Annotated in this window: 11 protein-coding genes, 1 tRNA gene and 2 rRNA genes; 12 read left to right on the forward strand and 2 right to left on the reverse strand. The window is 41.1% G+C overall.

Translation table 11 applies throughout. The features are described 5' to 3' along the window. Positions 1–103 precede the first annotated feature (103 nt). The 7 genes from gltX (at position 104) to rpmH (ending at position 8,796) form a co-directional block, all read left to right on the forward strand. Entirely contained in the window at positions 104–1,558 is a 1,455-nt protein-coding gene (gene gltX / locus MHH90_RS01130) for a glutamate--tRNA ligase (protein WP_002953532.1), read from the forward strand. Positions 1,559–2,460: 902 nt separating this feature from the next. Beyond that, positions 2,461–3,660, forward strand: a complete 1,200-nt coding sequence (locus tag MHH90_RS01135; protein ID WP_002953531.1) for an argininosuccinate synthase — start codon at positions 2,461–2,463, stop codon at positions 3,658–3,660. Positions 3,661–3,988: 328 nt separating this feature from the next. After that, positions 3,989–5,374, forward strand: a complete 1,386-nt coding sequence (gene argH, locus MHH90_RS01140) for an argininosuccinate lyase (RefSeq protein WP_014608717.1) — start codon at positions 3,989–3,991, stop codon at positions 5,372–5,374. Positions 5,375–5,458: 84 nt separating this feature from the next. Continuing rightward, positions 5,459–5,794: a ribonuclease P protein component gene (rnpA, locus tag MHH90_RS01145; RefSeq protein WP_011681662.1), complete on the forward strand. Its 336-nt coding sequence runs from the start codon at positions 5,459–5,461 to the stop codon at positions 5,792–5,794. Positions 5,795–5,908: 114 nt separating this feature from the next. Beyond that, positions 5,909–6,715, forward strand: coding sequence for a membrane protein insertase YidC (locus tag MHH90_RS01150; RefSeq protein ID WP_002953525.1), 807 nt, complete (start codon positions 5,909–5,911; stop codon positions 6,713–6,715). Between the two features lie 11 nt (positions 6,716–6,726). Continuing rightward, positions 6,727–7,776: an RNA-binding cell elongation regulator Jag/EloR gene (jag, locus tag MHH90_RS01155; protein ID WP_011681661.1), complete on the forward strand. Its 1,050-nt coding sequence runs from the start codon at positions 6,727–6,729 to the stop codon at positions 7,774–7,776. Positions 7,777–8,661: 885 nt separating this feature from the next. Further along, positions 8,662–8,796 carry a 50S ribosomal protein L34 gene (rpmH, locus tag MHH90_RS01160; protein WP_002953513.1) on the forward strand — a complete coding sequence of 45 codons (135 nt, stop codon included), beginning with the start codon at positions 8,662–8,664 and terminating at the stop codon, positions 8,794–8,796. A 77-nt stretch (positions 8,797–8,873) separates the two neighbouring features. On the opposite strand, the gene MHH90_RS01165 is transcribed toward rpmH, so the two are convergent. Continuing rightward, positions 8,874–10,130: an ISL3-like element ISSth1 family transposase gene (locus tag MHH90_RS01165; protein WP_011681055.1), complete on the reverse strand. Its 1,257-nt coding sequence runs from the start codon at positions 10,128–10,130 to the stop codon at positions 8,874–8,876. Positions 10,131–10,400: 270 nt separating this feature from the next. Here MHH90_RS01165 and tnpA point away from each other — a divergent pair, with 270 nt between their 5' ends. Further along, positions 10,401–10,871, forward strand: a complete 471-nt coding sequence (gene tnpA, locus MHH90_RS01170) for an IS200/IS605 family transposase (RefSeq protein WP_109195039.1) — start codon at positions 10,401–10,403, stop codon at positions 10,869–10,871. 253 nt (positions 10,872–11,124) lie between these two features. Further along, entirely contained in the window at positions 11,125–12,267 is a 1,143-nt protein-coding gene (tgt, locus tag MHH90_RS01175) for a tRNA guanosine(34) transglycosylase Tgt (RefSeq protein ID WP_084829118.1), read from the forward strand. Between the two features lie 111 nt (positions 12,268–12,378). Here tgt and MHH90_RS01180 read toward each other — a convergent pair whose 3' ends face one another. After that, complete coding sequence (locus MHH90_RS01180) at positions 12,379–12,516, reverse strand: hypothetical protein (protein WP_014608716.1); 138 nt, start codon at positions 12,514–12,516, stop codon at positions 12,379–12,381. 471 nt (positions 12,517–12,987) lie between these two features. On the opposite strand from MHH90_RS01180, the gene MHH90_RS01185 reads away from it, so the two are divergent. From MHH90_RS01185 to MHH90_RS01195, 3 genes are all read left to right on the forward strand, one after another. Next, positions 12,988–14,535, forward strand: a 16S ribosomal RNA gene (locus MHH90_RS01185). A gap of 54 nt (positions 14,536–14,589) precedes the next feature. Beyond that, positions 14,590–14,662, forward strand: a tRNA-Ala gene (locus MHH90_RS01190). A gap of 146 nt (positions 14,663–14,808) precedes the next feature. Beyond that, positions 14,809–17,708 (forward strand): 23S ribosomal RNA (locus MHH90_RS01195). The 16S and 23S rRNA genes sit together here with 1 tRNA gene alongside, the layout of an rRNA operon. The last annotated feature ends 71 nt before the right edge of the window (positions 17,709–17,779 follow it).

Here is a 17,779-nt window from a genome sequence, read left to right on the forward strand (position 1 = left end):
AAAAGGATTGATACTTATAAGCTTATGCTTAAGCTTGGGGAGAGCCTTCAAGCTAATCAGGTATCCAAAGACTGAAGAATGAAACATAAAAAGGAGATTTATCTTGGCTAAAGATATCCGCGTTCGTTACGCACCAAGTCCAACAGGGCTGCTACACATTGGTAATGCCCGTACGGCATTGTTTAACTACCTCTATGCACGTCATCATGGCGGTACTTTCATTATCCGTATTGAAGATACTGACCGTAAGCGTCACGTTGAAGATGGTGAGCGTTCACAGCTTGATAATTTGCGTTGGTTGGGAATTGACTGGGATGAAAGTCCTGAAACACATGAAAATTACCGTCAATCAGAGCGTTTGCCACTTTACCAAAAATATATTGATCAACTTTTGGCAGAAGGTAAGGCTTACAAGTCATATGTAACTGAAGAAGAGTTGGCTGCAGAACGTGAACGTCAAGAAGCAGCAGGTGAAACACCTCGTTATATTAACGAGTTCCTTGGTATGACTGAAGAAGAAAAAGCCGCCTACATCGCAGAACGTGAAGCCGCTGGCATTATTCCTACAGTTCGTTTGGCTGTTAATGAGTCAGGAATCTATAAATGGCATGATATCGTTAAAGGAGATATCGAATTTGAAGGTGGCAATATCGGTGGTGATTGGGTTATCCAGAAGAGGGATGGTTATCCAACTTACAACTTTGCGGTTGTTGTTGATGACCACGATATGCAAATTTCACACGTGATCCGTGGAGATGACCACATTGCCAATACGCCAAAACAGCTTATGGTTTATGAGGCTCTTGGTTGGGAAGCGCCTGAGTTTGGGCACATGACCCTTATCACCAATTCTGAAACTGGTAAGAAGTTGTCTAAACGTGATACTAATACCCTTCAATTTATCGAAGATTACCGTAAAAAAGGTTACCTGCCAGAAGCAGTCTTCAACTTTATTGCTCTTCTAGGTTGGAACCCTGGTGGTGAGGACGAAATCTTCTCTCGCGAAGAACTTATCAAACTCTTTGATGAAAACCGTCTAAGTAAGTCTCCAGCGGCCTTTGACCAGAAGAAACTGGATTGGATGAGTAATGACTACATCAAGCATGCTGATTTCGATAAGGTCTTTGCTCTTTGCAAACCCTTCTTGGAAGAAGCTGGTCGTTTGACAGATAAAGCTGAAAAATTAGTTGAACTCTATAAACCACAGATGACAGCTGCGGAAGAAATTGTACCTCTTACAGACCTCTTTTTCGAAGATTTCCCAGAATTGACAGCGGCTGAAAAAGAAGTTATGGCTGGTGAAACAGTACCAACAGTACTTGAGGCCTTTAAAGCTAAACTTGAAGCTATGTCAGATGATGAGTTTGTTACAGAAAATATTTTCTCACAAATTAAGGCTGTTCAAAAAGAAACAGGAATTAAAGGGAAAAACCTCTTCATGCCAATTCGTATAGCTGTTTCAGGAGAGATGCACGGCCCAGAATTACCAGAGACTATCTTTTTACTTGGTCGTGAAAAATCTATTAAACATATTGATCAAGTTCTCGCAACACTATAAAAAAACGAACCCAACATTTGTTGGGTTTTCGAATGTACATAAGCAATATGTCAGCCATCATATGATTTTAGTTAAGAGTGTTTTTGTAATACAATGATGATATAACGTAGTCATATTATCATTTTAAAAACTTTAAATTAGTTTTATAATAGATTTGTAATAAAAAGTTGAGAGAAGTGAAGATTTGGTTGGTATTTCTACTACGTCATTGACATGTATCCATAATTGAGGTTATAAGTCAGTTAAAGAGCTTGGGGTATCTAGGCTCTTTTTTATGTTACGTAAACAAATTCATATGTGACATGGTCTGACTATCAGTTGAATAATTGATGGTTCTTAACTAGGAAAAAAATAGATTTATATTTTTAGTTTTTTCTAATAGGAACGACGCTAAATTATATATTTATCTTACAACAAAGTAGGTTGATTTTTGAAAGGAAAAGCGGGAGTCCCTTGCTTATTTTTAGGAGGCATTACGGGATGGCTTTTAGTGATCAAATTTAGCAATTTATAAAAATAGACTAAGAAATTACAGTTCAGGATAAAAAACGACATTCATTCTATCTAAAATTGTTGCTCTGTTCTCTACCGAGGATGCTGTTGTTCAAAAGGTCAGTACTTTGTACAGGCCTTTTGGCATTTTATAAGAAAAATAGTTAAAAACATTTTTAAATCTATTTAAACAGTTTCAAGGCTGTTATTTATTTTCAATCTGATATTGCATAAAATTGAATAAAAACCAAAAAAATAAAACACTTTTTGACTAAAAATATAAAAATAAAAATAAATATAAAAAAATATCAAAAAAATAGTTGACATATGAATAAATATTCAATATAATTTATCTCGTAAGGTTGATAGAGATAGCAACCCTAAGAAAATATAAGAAAAGAGAAAATAATATGTCAAAAGAGAAAGTTATTCTTGCCTATTCAGGAGGTCTTGATACCTCAGTCGCTATTACATGGCTTAAAAAAGATTACGATGTTATTGCTGTTTGTATGGATGTGGGTGAAGGTAAAGATTTAGAGTTTATACATGACAAAGCTTTGACTGTTGGAGCTGTTGAGTCTTATGTTCTTGATGTCAAAGATGAGTTTGCTGAAGATTATGTGCTTCCAGCACTTCAAGCTCACGCCTATTACGAGCAAAAATATCCTTTAGTTTCAGCCCTTAGCCGTCCAATTATTGCTAAAAAATTAGTTGAAATTGCTCATAAAACAGGTGCAACAACCATCGCTCACGGTTGTACTGGTAAAGGTAATGACCAAGTTCGTTTTGAAGTTGCCATCGCTGCCCTAGATCCAAGTCTTAAAGTAGTGGCGCCAGTACGTGAATGGAAATGGTCTCGTGAGGAAGAAATTGAGTATGCTAAGGCTAATGGTGTTCCAGTTCCGGCAGACCTTGATAATCCTTACTCAGTCGACCAAAACCTTTGGGGACGTGCCAATGAGTGTGGTGTTCTTGAAAATCCTTGGAACCAAGCTCCGGAAGAAGCTTTTGGAATTACTAACTCACCAGAGTCTGCACCCGATGAAGCTGAGTATGTAGATGTAACTTTTAAGGAAGGGAAACCAGTTGCTCTTAATGGTAAAGAAATGAAATTGGCTGACCTTATCCAAGAAATGAATGTTATCGCTGGTAAGCATGGCGTTGGACGTATTGACCACGTTGAGAATCGTCTTGTGGGTATCAAGTCACGTGAAATTTATGAATGCCCAGGAGCTATTGCACTTTTGACAGCTCATAAAGAAATTGAAGATTTAACTTTGGTTCGTGAAGTATCTCACTTTAAACCAATTCTTGAAAATGAATTGTCAAATCTCATCTATAACGCTTTGTGGTTTAGTCCGGCAACAGAAGCTATCATTGCTTATATCAAGGAAACACAAAAAGTAGTTAATGGTATCGCTAAAGTAAAACTTTACAAAGGGCATGCACAAGTAGTCGCACGTCAATCAGCTAATTCATTGTATGATGAAAACTTGGCTACTTACACATCAGCCGACAGCTTTGATCAAGATGCTGCGATTGGATTTATCAAGCTTTGGGGACTTCCAACACAGGTAAATTCTCAAGTTAACCATCCATTTGACAAATAATAACAGATTTCATAAGAAAAGCAGGATATGAGAAGAAACTTCTTAATATCAGATAAAAGTGGACAGGGAGCCGCATCTGATACTCTTTTCTTATAACTTATATTATTCTCGTGAAGACGTTCTGCGAGGCGTCACGATCCTAAATAAACTACGACTGAGATCGGGTTTTAGGAAAACAAGTGTCCAGAGAGACAAACTAAGCTAGACAAAAAATATCTAGCTTTTTTCATTTAAAATATTGTGGCCTAAGAGGTCATTACTTGTTATAAGTATTAAGAAAGGACGGAAGGTTATCTTATCGTTTAGGAAAATCTTCAACATAAAAACTATGGCAGAAAATCATAAACTATGGGGCGGTCGGTTCGAAGCTAGTCTTGAAAAATGGGTAGAAGAATTTGGTGCTTCAATCTCCTTTGACCAAAAGATGGCTGAGTTTGATCTGAAAGGCTCTATTGCCCATGTAACCATGTTGGGTGAGACAGGAATTATTGCTCAAGAGGAGGCTTTGCAAATTAAACAGGGCTTGGAAGAGCTTCTGGAGGAATATAAGGCTGGTAAGCTGGAATTCGATGTTTCCAACGAAGATATTCATATGAATATAGAAAGTCTTCTAACGGCTAAAATTGGACCTGTGGCAGGAAAGCTTCATACAGCGCGTTCACGTAACGACCAAGTAGCGACAGATATGCACTTGTATCTGAAAGCCAAACTCGTGGAAGTTATTGAGAAAATTGATAACTTACGTAATACCTTGGTCAGTCTAGCAGATAAACATACTTACACAATTATGCCAGGGTACACCCACTTACAGCATGCTCAGCCGATTTCTTTTGGTCACCACTTGATGGCTTACTACAATATGTTCACACGTGATGCTGAACGTTTTGAATTTAATATCAAGCATACCGATATTTCCCCACTTGGTGCTGCCGCTTTAGCAGGGACAACTTTCCCAATTGATCGTAATATGACATCTGATTTAATGGGCTTTGCAAAACCATATAGTAATTCTCTAGATGCTGTTTCCGATCGTGACTTTATTCTCGAATTCTTGTCAAATTCAAGTATCCTTATGATGCATATGACACGTATTTGTGAAGAAATCATTAACTGGTGCTCTAACGAGTTTAAGTTTGTAACTCTTTCGGATACTTTTTCAACAGGATCTTCCATTATGCCTCAAAAGAAAAATCCAGATATGGCGGAACTTATTCGTGGGAAATCAGGTCGTGTTTATGGTAATCTAATTGGACTATTGACCGTGATGAAATCACTACCTTTGGCTTATAATAAGGATCTACAAGAAGATAAAGAAGGTATGTTTGATACGGTAGAAACGATTACTGTCGCTATTGACATCCTTGCAGGTATGCTCAATACTATGACTGTTAACGACAAGCATATGGCAGAGTCGACAGAAAAAGATTTCTCAAATGCTACGGAATTGGCGGATTACCTTGCAACTAAAGGACTTCCATTCCGTGAAGCTCATGAAATTGTAGGGAAGCTTGTCCTCGAGTGTACTAAAGCAGGTTATTACCTTCAAGATGTTCCTCTTGAACGTTATCAAGAAGTTTCAGATTTGATTGAAGAGGATATCTATGAAACATTAAAGTCTCACACTGCTGTTGAGCGTCGTCATTCTCTTGGTGGGACAGGTTTTGATCAAGTTAAATGGCAAATCAAAGAAGCTCAGCAAAGTCTCAACAAGTAAGTCTCTAAGCCCCTAACCATAAGGTTTTGGGCTTTTTTGCTATTTATGATATAATAGTACTAATTTTGAGTTTGGAGTCACATTTTGAAAAAATCTTATCGCGTTAAGAAAGAGAAAGACTTTAAAGCATTATTTGATGCAGGACACAGTGTTGCTAATCGAAAATTTGTAGTCTACTGTCTGGATCGTAATCTACCTCATTTTAGAGTAGGTTTATCAGTTAGTAAGCGTCTTGGTAATGCGGTTACTCGGAATCGGGTAAAACGTCGTCTACGACATGCACTGATGGACATGTCATCTCAGTTAGAAAATCAAGATTTTGTCGTTATTGCTCGTAAAGGTGTTGAGGACTTAAGTTACCAAGACATTTATAGCAATCTCGTTCATGTCTTAAAAATAGCAAAGTTGTATAAAGACTAGACAATTGCCTTGCTTCGTTACATTATAGGAATGACTAAGATTGTTCATGGTCTCAGGAATCATCTTAATGGACGAAGAAAACTAGTTCTCTGGTCTATTTTAAAGGAGTTTTTAGTGAAGAAAAAACTTAGTTTATCTATTTTAGGGACAGGAGCTCTCTTGCTTTTGTCGGCTTGTGGACATGGTGACGTTACAAGTCAATCTAGTGGCGTTTGGGAACGTCTCATTTTAACCTTTGGTAAGGCTATTCAAGGACTCTCATTTGGAGGATCCATTGGATTAGGTATTATCATTTTTACGATTTTGATTCGTGCGGTCATGATTCCTTTGTATAACCGCCAAATTAAGTCAAGTCGTGAATTGCAAGAGCTTCAGCCAGAGTTGCGTCGCTTACAGAGTGAGTATCCTGGCCGAGAGAATCGTGAGGCCCTGGCTTATGCACAACAAGAACTTTATAAAGAGCATGGTGTAAATCCTTACGCAAGTTTCCTTCCTCTCATAATTCAGTTTCCTATTTTGATGGCTCTTTATGGAGCTCTTACACGTGTGCCAGAGTTGCGAGAAGGATCTTTCTTGTGGGTTGATCTTGGTCAAAAAGATCCGTACTTCATTCTTCCGATTCTGGCGGCGGCTTTTACTTTCCTTTCAACTTGGTTGACGAATAAGGTTGCTAAAGATCGTAGTGCTATGCTTATTGTCATGAATATCATGCTTCCAATCTTTATTTTTTGGTTTGGGACACAGATTTCTTCAGGGGTAGCACTTTATTGGACAGTTTCAAATGCTTTCCAAGTCGTTCAAATTTTAGTTTTTAATAACCCATTTAAAATCATTGCTGAGCGTAACCGTTTGGAAGCAGAAGAAAAAGAACGTAAAGCTAAGATTCGTCGTGCCAAGAAAAAGGCGAATAAACGTAAATAAGGAGGCTTTTTATGGTAGTCTATTCTGGACGAACAGTTGAACAAGCTATCGAGAAAGGTTTGAGAGACCTTAATCTACCGCGTATGAAGGCTCATATTAAGGTGATTTCTCGTGAGAAGAAAGGTTTTTTAGGGTTCGGAAAGAAACCTGCCCAAGTTAGCGTTGAACCAATCATTGAAGAAATAGCTCACAAAGCTGATCGCGATGTTATTAAAGTGGCTCCTGATGCTGTAAAGCAGCCGGATGATTTTGTTACAAGTTCCAAAGAAGAAACTACTGCTTTCAAGAAAGTGACAAAGCTTATTACGGTTTCAGATAATAAGGGAGAGGCACAGGAAATCTTAAAGCAACCAGTGGCTACTGAGACCTTTGGGGAAGAGGTGCCTGGTAAAATACAGGAGCAGCCAAAGGCGACAATCATTCCTTTATCTGTTAAGCACGAGTCATCAGAAGAGGATGCTACAGAACCTAAGGTTACTTCTCTTGCGCCCAAACTAGAACCTGTTGCTCAACTTCAGAATGTAGAAACTTCAGAATCAGAAGATGATTTCAGCTCTTTTGTGGCATCTGAGTTTAGTTCAGTTAAATCCTCTGAAAGCAATTTTGAAGAAGTTCAATCAGCTGCAGATGACGTTTTATCTTACCTTGAAAAAATCATCTATGAAATGGATGTTGATGCTAGTCTGGAGGTTAGTCACAATCGTCGTAATATCATTATACAGATTGAGACAGACCAGCCAGGACGTGTTATTGGCTATCACGGTAGGGTTCTTAAGTCTTTACAACTTTTAGCACAAAATTATGTGTACGACCGTCATTCTAAACGCTCTAGTGTTGTTCTTAATGTTCGTGATTATTTGGAGCAACGTACAGAGACTCTGATTAATTTAGCAGAAAAAATAGCAGCCAAAGTAAAAGAAACAGGGAGAGAGTATGTGATGGATCCAATGACCAACAGCGAACGTAAAATCATTCATAAGTATCTCTCTCAAATTGAAGGTGTAGAAAGTCACTCAGAAGGTGATGATCCTAATCGTTATGTTGTGGTGACAAAAGTATAATTAGAATAGAGTTTATTGCTTGCAAAAACTAGTCTTATTTTAAGGCTAGTTTTTTTGACAATGAAAAGTAGTCGCTGTCTAACAAAGTGAAAACAGGGTCAAAATGAAACGTAATACTACCAAACTAAAGGAAAAGTTAATTACAACTGGAAGCGGGAGAGATAAGAGCAAAAGGAATCGAACAACTATCTATATGGAAGGAGCTAAATAATGGAGGTCTCGATTATCTACGCATATCCAAACAACAATAGCTACAATCTCTCTATACTAGAGACTGAAAAAAAGAATTTATCACCCTCTACAAGGCATTAGAATCTTTGATTTGTACAAAGAGAAGTTTGATCCTGTTTTACAATTCGATGCCACATATAGGAGAAGAGACATAGCTCATGATATAAATATGAAAGTCTATAGAGACTTGTAGACTTGGTGATACGGTATGGATTATTACTAGACATAATACACCCAAGATTTTTTCCTTTTGCGCAAGACTACACCAAAGTTTTAAAATATTAAATCCTAAAAACTTGTGGCATTAAACTATTCAAAGTCACTTAGCTTGCACGTGTTGAATATATGAGTGAGCAAAAGCAAAAAATAAAGCTCAAAAATATTGCAAAAATAGTTAAATCCTTATAACTAAATATTGATAGTGTGAGGAGTTAAGGGGGTGATATATACTAGATTTTTAAAACCATTCTATTACGGTTATCGGTCTGTTCTTTTTACTAATGAATTTTCTAGTACTTCAAGCTATGGTGAAAATAATCTCTAAGTATTTCTTGACAAGAGCATGCTATTACTATAAAATAATATGGTATGTTTAGTAACTGATCAAAAATAGCCGGCTAAACGAATACGAAAATTTATTAGGAGGTATTCAACGTGAAACGTACTTATCAACCAAGTAAAATCCGTCGTCAACGTAAACACGGATTCCGTCACCGTATGTCAACTAAAAACGGACGTCGCGTTCTTGCAGCTCGTCGTCGTAAAGGACGTAAAGTTCTTGCAGCTTAAGACATTCATGAAAGCAACAGTGCTCGAGACTGTTGCTTTTTTGGGCTCTTTGTCAACTGTAGTGGGTAGATGAAAAGCTAAATTCTTGAGAGGACCAGTTTGGTCTTCTCTTTTTTAATATTTACTGCCATCAAAATCCGTTTCTTAAAGTTTTCAAAGTTCCTGAAGCCAAAGGCATTTCGCTTAATGACCTTGATGAGATTGTTCGTTGCTTCCAGTTTTGCGTTTGAATACGGCAGTTCGAGGGCGTTGATAATCTTGTCTTTATCTTTCAAAAAAGTTCTAAAAACTGTCTGAAAGATAGGGTGTACGCTGGAACTCGTCTCTTCAATGAGGTCAAAGAAATGGTCCGAGTTCTTCTCTTGGAAATGGAAAAGTAAAAGTTGGTAGAGTTCATAATGTTCTCTCAGTTCTTGAGAGTATGACAGTAGCTTTTCTAGGATTTCCTTGTTGGTTAAATGCGCACGAAAAGTCGGACGATAAAAGCGTTTATCGTTGAGTTTGCGACTATCTTGTTGGATCAGTTTCCAGTAGCGTTTCAGGGCACGATATTCCTGTGACTGACGGTCCAAATGGTTCATGATTTGAATGCGGACGCGGTTCATAGCACGACTAAGGTGTTGCACAATGTGAAAGCGATCAAGGACAATCTTAGCGTTAGGGAATAATTTTCTGGCGATGTCGTAATAAGGGCTAAACATGTCCATAGTGATGACTTTAACGCGATTTCTATCCTGTCTGGAATAGCGTAGGAAGTGGTTTCTAATCGTTGCTTGCGTGCGTCCGTCGAGGATTGTGATGACTTTTAATGAGTCGAAATCCTGAGCGATGAAACTCATTTTTCCCTTCTTGAAGCCGTACTCATCCCAGCTCATATTCTCAGGCAGCCAATTCCAGTCGGTTTTAAATTGGAACTCATTTAGCTTGCGACTGACGGTTGAGGTAGAGACGGCAAGGCGCTTGGCAATGTCGGTCATAGACTGTTTTTCAATGAGCAATTGAGCGATTTTCTGATAGACGACGGTTGCGATTTGGTGATTCTTCTTGACCAGAGAAGTTTCCGCGACAGCCATTTTTCCGCACTCCTTACACTTGAAACGGCGCTTTTTCAGGCGAATGAGAGTTCGGTAGCCAGCACACTCCAGATACGGGATTTTAGAGGCTTTCTGGAAGTCGTATTTGCCCATCTGTCCCTTGCAGGCAGGACATTTAGGAGACTCGTAATCCAAGTAACCGTGAAGTTCTTTGTGCATTCCCATATCGTATTCATTAGTGATGATAATATTTTTGTCTTTTATTCCAAGAAAATTTGTGATAAGATTTAGTTGTTCCATATGAGTCTTTCTAAAATGATGGTTTAGTCGCTTTTCATTATAGGTCATATGGGACTTTTTTTCTACAATCAAAAAGGCTCCATAATCTCCATAGAGGATTTACCCACTACAGAAATTATAGAGCCCTTTTTTGTTGTCTTTCGAAAACCATTAGCTGTGCTAGTGGTTTTCGAAAAGCTTTTAGCGATGTATCAAATAATCCTCCAACTAAAGTGTTTCATTAGATAAGGTTTTCCGACCATTAATTAGTATATTAAAGGAGGATTCTTGATAAGACAGAATAATAGTTTAGCACATACTACATGGAATTGTAAGTATCATATTGTATTCGCCTCGAAATATAGACGTCAAATAATCTATGGGAAATACAAAGCAAGTATTGGTCAAATCTTCCGATTATTATGTGAAAGAAAAGGCATTGAAATTCATGAAGCAGAAGCTTGCCCAGATCATATTTACATGTTGGTGAGTATACCACTGAAGCTAAGTATCTCCTCATTTATGGGATATTTAAAGGGTAAAAGTAGCTTAATGATATTCGACCGACACGCTAATTTAAAGTATAAATATGGGAATCGCAAATTTTGGTGTCGAGGGCTTTATGTTGATACAGTTGGGCGAAATCAGAAGCGAATTGAAGCATATATTCGTAATCAATTACAAGAAGACGTGATAGCAGATCGGCTCAGTCTTTTCGAGGAATATGATCCGTTTACAGGTGAGAAGAATAAAAGAAAGTAGTCTAAAATAGACCCGCTAGTCGGGCCAGCTAGCAAAGGTGGTGCTGAAGGGAAACCATTCGGTAGGCCTTTAGGACTCGGCTGGTAGCTTCGGATGAAATTGTTAGGTGATGAGCTTTAAAGAGTTTGAATCGACAGTTTGAAAATAGAGAGCTGACAATTCTTATAAAATTTGATACACTAATGCAGTTGTGGATAATGTCCGATCGCTAAAAAAATACTTAGGACTGTTTTTCCTAATGTAAGGAGTTTAAATGATTGATTTTCCTATTAAATATCGTCTTATAAAGAAAGAAAAATACACAGGAGCACGCCTAGGAGAAATTATAACGCCTCATGGCACTTTTCCAACACCGATGTTTATGCCTGTCGGTACCCAAGCTACTGTAAAAACGCAATCCCCTGAAGAACTAAAGCAGATGGGTTCAGGAATTATTTTGGCAAATACTTATCATCTATGGCTGAGACCTGGTGATGAGCTTATTGCTAAAGCTGGTGGACTCCATAAGTTTATGAATTGGGATCAAGCCATTCTTACAGATAGTGGAGGATTCCAGGTTTACTCATTGGCGGAAAAGCGAAACATTTCAGAGGAAGGTGTAACCTTTAAAAATCACCTTAATGGAAGTAAGATGTTTCTTTCTCCTGAAAAAGCTATTTCAGTTCAGAATAATCTCGGCTCAGATATTATGATGAGCTTTGACGAATGTCCGCAATTTTACCAGCCATATGATTATGTCAAAAAATCTATCGAACGTACGAGTCGTTGGGCAGAGCGTGGACTAAAAGCCCATCGTCGGCCACACGATCAAGGGCTTTTTGGTATTGTACAAGGAGCTGGTTTCGAAGACCTTCGCAGACAATCTTCGCATGATTTGGTTTCTATGGATTTTCCAGGGTATTCTATTGGTGGTCTTGCGGTTGGAGAAACTCATGAAGAGATGAATGCCGTACTAGATTTTACTGTACCTCTACTTCCTGAAAACAAACCGCGTTACCTTATGGGAGTAGGGGCGCCAGATAGTTTGATTGATGGTGTTATCCGTGGAGTCGATATGTACGACTGTGTTTTGCCGACAAGGATTGCTCGAAATGGGACGTGTATGACTAGCAATGGACGCCTAGTAGTTAAAAACGCTGCCTATGCAGAAGACTTTAGCCCAATTGATCCAGAGTGTGATTGTTACACATGTAAGAATTACACACGTGCATATGTGAGACACTTGTTGAAAGCAGATGAGACGTTTGGAATTCGTTTGACAAGTTATCATAATCTTTATTTCCTAGTAAATTTGATGGCCAAGGTGCGCCAAGCTATTGTTGATGACAACTTACTCGAGTTTCGTCAAGACTTTATTGAAAAATATGGGTATAATGCGAGTAACAGGAATTTTTAAATAATTTATTTAGCAGTACCGAATTTACTGCTTTTTTTCTTTCTTGAATTGTCAAATTAAGTGCATACTTTCCCCTTAGAATACTTCATAAGGTGTTTTTCAGTTAAGACATTATCGTGGCCTATTATTAAGTTTGCTTTCCTGCAGTTGAATAGTCTGATGACTTGTCTTTCCACGATGGCGGTGCTTACGAATACTGGCACGAGCACGATGACGATGAAGTGACATAGAAAAATGATGGTAGCTCATAAGACTTCCTTTCGTAACTAGTTCGTTCAATTCTATTTTACAAGAAAATCTTATGAGTTTTTATTGTGTACTTATCTCTTGTATTGTATATTTAAGTTTTTAAAACCTCTTGACAGCTATCCAAAAGGGTGCTAAGATATAAAAGTTGTCTTAAGCGATTTGTCTCTAACTCGTAAAGGTTCCAAAACTTTAAAAAAGTTATTGACAAGTTTAAGAAGGGATGATATTATAAATAAGCTGTTTCGTGAGAGACGGCCAGCACGAAGAAGAGAAAAAAACTTCAAAAAAAGTGTTGACAAGATATTCTGTCTTTGCTAGAATATAGAAGTTGTCTCAAGAGAGGCAAAGACCTTTGAGAACTGAATAAGAAACCAAGTGCAGGGTTATGATAGAAGAATTATAACCTGTCAATTTACAAGAATAAATCGTCAGACGACGGTAATGAGTTAACGCTCGAACAATTATTAAAGTATTAATGAGAGTTTGATCCTGGCTCAGGACGAACGCTGGCGGCGTGCCTAATACATGCAAGTAGAACGCTGAAGAGAGGAGCTTGCTCTTCTTGGATGAGTTGCGAACGGGTGAGTAACGCGTAGGTAACCTGCCTTGTAGCGGGGGATAACTATTGGAAACGATAGCTAATACCGCATAACAATGGATGACACATGTCATTTATTTGAAAGGGGCAATTGCTCCACTACAAGATGGACCTGCGTTGTATTAGCTAGTAGGTGAGGTAATGGCTCACCTAGGCGACGATACATAGCCGACCTGAGAGGGTGATCGGCCACACTGGGACTGAGACACGGCCCAGACTCCTACGGGAGGCAGCAGTAGGGAATCTTCGGCAATGGGGGCAACCCTGACCGAGCAACGCCGCGTGAGTGAAGAAGGTTTTCGGATCGTAAAGCTCTGTTGTAAGTCAAGAACGGGTGTGAGAGTGGAAAGTTCACACTGTGACGGTAGCTTACCAGAAAGGGACGGCTAACTACGTGCCAGCAGCCGCGGTAATACGTAGGTCCCGAGCGTTGTCCGGATTTATTGGGCGTAAAGCGAGCGCAGGCGGTTTGATAAGTCTGAAGTTAAAGGCTGTGGCTCAACCATAGTTCGCTTTGGAAACTGTCAAACTTGAGTGCAGAAGGGGAGAGTGGAATTCCATGTGTAGCGGTGAAATGCGTAGATATATGGAGGAACACCGGTGGCGAAAGCGGCTCTCTGGTCTGTAACTGACGCTGAGGCTCGAAAGCGTGGGGAGCGAACAGGATTAGATACCCTGGTAGTCCACGCCGTAAACGATGAGTGCTAGGTGTTGGATCCTTTCCGGGATTCAGTGCCGCAGCTAACGCATTAAGCACTCCGCCTGGGGAGTACGACCGCAAGGTTGAAACTCAAAGGAATTGACGGGGGCCCGCACAAGCGGTGGAGCATGTGGTTTAATTCGAAGCAACGCGAAGAACCTTACCAGGTCTTGACATCCCGATGCTATTTCTAGAGATAGAAAGTTACTTCGGTACATCGGTGACAGGTGGTGCATGGTTGTCGTCAGCTCGTGTCGTGAGATGTTGGGTTAAGTCCCGCAACGAGCGCAACCCCTATTGTTAGTTGCCATCATTCAGTTGGGCACTCTAGCGAGACTGCCGGTAATAAACCGGAGGAAGGTGGGGATGACGTCAAATCATCATGCCCCTTATGACCTGGGCTACACACGTGCTACAATGGTTGGTACAACGAGTTGCGAGTCGGTGACGGCGAGCTAATCTCTTAAAGCCAATCTCAGTTCGGATTGTAGGCTGCAACTCGCCTACATGAAGTCGGAATCGCTAGTAATCGCGGATCAGCACGCCGCGGTGAATACGTTCCCGGGCCTTGTACACACCGCCCGTCACACCACGAGAGTTTGTAACACCCGAAGTCGGTGAGGTAACCTTTTGGAGCCAGCCGCCTAAGGTGGGACAGATGATTGGGGTGAAGTCGTAACAAGGTAGCCGTATCGGAAGGTGCGGCTGGATCACCTCCTTTCTAAGGAAAAACGGAATGTACTTGAGTTTCTTATTTAGTTTTGAGAGGTCTTGTGGGGCCTTAGCTCAGCTGGGAGAGCGCCTGCTTTGCACGCAGGAGGTCAGCGGTTCGATCCCGCTAGGCTCCATTGAATCGAAAGATTCAAGTATTGTCCATTGAAAATTGAATATCTATATCAAATTCCATATGTAAGTAATTACATATAGATAGTAACAAGAAAATAAACCGAAACGCTGTGAATATTTAATGAGTTAGGTCGAAAGGCCAAAATAAGGTTAAGTTAATAAGGGCGCACGGTGGATGCCTTGGCACTAGAAGCCGATGAAGGACGTGACTAACGACGAAATGCTTTGGGGAGCTGTAAGTGAGCAATGATCCAGAGATGTCCGAATGGGGGAACCCGGCAGGTAATGCCTGTCACTCATTACTGTTAAGGTAATGTAGAGGAAGACGCAGTGAACTGAAACATCTAAGTAGCTGTAGGAAGAGAAAGCAAAAGCGATTGCCTTAGTAGCGGCGAGCGAAACGGCAAGAGGGCAAACCGAAGAGTTTACTCTTCGGGGTTGTAGGACTGCAACGTGGACTTAAAGATTATAGAAGAACTACCTGGGAAGGTAGGCCAAAGAGAGTAATAGCCTCGTATTCGAAATAGTCTTTATACCTAGCAGTATCCTGAGTACGGCGAGACACGAGAAATCTCGTCGGAATCTGGGAGGACCATCTCCCAACCCTAAATACTCTCTAGTGACCGATAGTGAACCAGTACCGTGAGGGAAAGGTGAAAAGCACCCCGGGAGGGGAGTGAAATAGAACCTGAAACCGTGTGCCTACAACAAGTTCGAGCCCGTTAATGGGTGAGAGCGTGCCTTTTGTAGAATGAACCGGCGAGTTACGATATGATGCGAGGTTAAGTTGAAGAGACGGAGCCGTAGGGAAACCGAGTCTTAATAGGGCGCATTAGTATCATGTCGTAGACCCGAAACCATGTGACCTACCCATGAGCAGGTTGAAGGTGAGGTAAAACTCACTGGAGGACCGAACCAGGGCACGTTGAAAAGTGCTTGGATGACTTGTGGGTAGCGGAGAAATTCCAAACGAACTTGGAGATAGCTGGTTCTCTCCGAAATAGCTTTAGGGCTAGCGTCGATGTTAAGTCTCTTGGAGGTAGAGCACTGTTTGGGTGAGGGGTCCATCCCGGATTACCAATCTCAGATAAACTCCGAATGCCAATGAGATATAATCGGCAGTCAGACTGCGAGTGCTAAGATCCGTAGTCGAAAGGGAAACAGCCCAGACCACCAGCTAAGGTCCCAAAATATATGTTAAGTGGAAAAGGATGTGGGGTTGCACAGACAACTAGGATGTTAGCTTAGAAGCAGCTATTCATTCAAAGAGTGCGTAATAGCTCACTAGTCGAGTGACCCTGCGCCGAAAATGTACCGGGGCTAAAACATATTACCGAAGCTGTGGATACCTTTATAGGTATGGTAGGAGAGCGTTCTATGTGCGAAGAAGGTGTACCGTGAGGAGTGCTGGAGCGCATAGAAGTGAGAATGCCGGTATGAGTAGCGAAAGACAGGTGAGAATCCTGTCCACCGTAAGACTAAGGTTTCCAGGGGAAGGCTCGTCCGCCCTGGGTTAGTCGGGACCTAAGGAGAGACCGAAAGGTGTATCCGATGGACAACAGGTTGATATTCCTGTACTAGAGTATATAGTGATGGAGGGACGCAGTAGGCTAACTAAACCAGACGATTGGAAGTGTCTGGCCAAGCAGTGAGGTGTGATATGAGTCAAATGCTTATATCTTTAACATTGAGCTGTGATGGGGAGCGAAGTTTAGTAGCGAAGTTAGTGATGTCACACTGCCGAGAAAAGCTTCTAGCGTTAATTATACTCTACCCGTACCGCAAACCGACACAGGTAGTCGAGGCGAGTAGCCTCAGGTGAGCGAGAGAACTCTCGTTAAGGAACTCGGCAAAATGGCCCCGTAACTTCGGGAGAAGGGGCGCTGACTGATGGTCAGCCGCAGTGAATAGGCCCAAGCAACTGTTTATCAAAAACACAGCTCTCTGCTAAATCGTAAGATGATGTATAGGGGGTGACGCCTGCCCGGTGCTGGAAGGTTAAGAGGAGTGCTTAGCGTAAGCGAAGGCATGAATTGAAGCCCCAGTAAACGGCGGCCGTAACTATAACGGTCCTAAGGTAGCGAAATTCCTTGTCGGGTAAGTTCCGACCCGCACGAAAGGCGTAATGATTTGGGCACTGTCTCAACGAGAGACTCGGTGAAATTTTAGTACCTGTGAAGATGCAGGTTACCCGCGACAGGACGGAAAGACCCCATGGAGCTTTACTGCAGTTTGATATTGAGTATCTGTACCACATGTACAGGATAGGTAGGAGCCTATGACCTCGGGACGCCAGTTTCGAGTGAGGCGTTGTTGGGATACTACCCTTGTGTTATGGCTACTCTAACCCAGATAGGTTATCCCTATCGGAGACAGTGTCTGACGGGCAGTTTGACTGGGGCGGTCGCCTCCTAAAAGGTAACGGAGGCGCCCAAAGGTTCCCTCAGAATGGTTGGAAATCATTCGCAGAGTGTAAAGGTATAAGGGAGCTTGACTGCGAGAGCTACAACTCGAGCAGGGACGAAAGTCGGGCTTAGTGATCCGGTGGTTCCGTATGGAAGGGCCATCGCTCAACGGATAAAAGCTACCCTGGGGATAACAGGCTTATCTCCCCCAAGAGTTCACATCGACGGGGAGGTTTGGCACCTCGATGTCGGCTCGTCGCATCCTGGGGCTGTAGTCGGTCCCAAGGGTTGGGCTGTTCGCCCATTAAAGCGGCACGCGAGCTGGGTTCAGAACGTCGTGAGACAGTTCGGTCCCTATCCGTCGCGGGCGTAGGAAATTTGAGAGGATCTGCTCCTAGTACGAGAGGACCAGAGTGGACTTACCGCTGGTGTACCAGTTGTTCTGCCAAGAGCATCGCTGGGTAGCTATGTAGGGAAGGGATAAACGCTGAAAGCATCTAAGTGTGAAGCCCACCTCAAGATGAGATTTCCCATGATTTTATATCAGTAAGAGCCCTGAGAGATGATCAGGTTGATAGGTTAGAAGTGGAAGTGTGGTGACACATGTAGCGGACTAATACTAATAGCTCGAGGACTTATCCAACGAATGTAACTGAGATATATTGACAACGATTTGGTTTCTTGATACAGTATAGATATTCAATTTTGAGTTGA

It is taken from the genome of Streptococcus sp. FSL E2-3488 (genome assembly GCF_038003585.1).
GTDB lineage: Bacteria > Bacillota > Bacilli > Lactobacillales > Streptococcaceae > Streptococcus > Streptococcus thermophilus.

Excerpts from the sequence above, each read along its gene's own strand:
- MHH90_RS01165 (WP_011681055.1), bottom strand. The coding sequence starts at position 10,130 with ATGGAACAACTAAATCTTATCACAAATTTTCTTGGAATAAAAGACAAA.
- jag (WP_011681661.1), top strand. The coding sequence starts at position 6,727 with ATGGTAGTCTATTCTGGACGAACAGTTGAACAAGCTATCGAGAAAGGT.
- MHH90_RS01180 (WP_014608716.1), bottom strand. The coding sequence starts at position 12,516 with ATGAGCTACCATCATTTTTCTATGTCACTTCATCGTCATCGTGCTCGT.
- argH (WP_014608717.1), top strand. The coding sequence starts at position 3,989 with ATGGCAGAAAATCATAAACTATGGGGCGGTCGGTTCGAAGCTAGTCTT.
- MHH90_RS01135 (WP_002953531.1), top strand. The coding sequence starts at position 2,461 with ATGTCAAAAGAGAAAGTTATTCTTGCCTATTCAGGAGGTCTTGATACC.
- tgt (WP_084829118.1), top strand. The coding sequence starts at position 11,125 with ATGATTGATTTTCCTATTAAATATCGTCTTATAAAGAAAGAAAAATAC.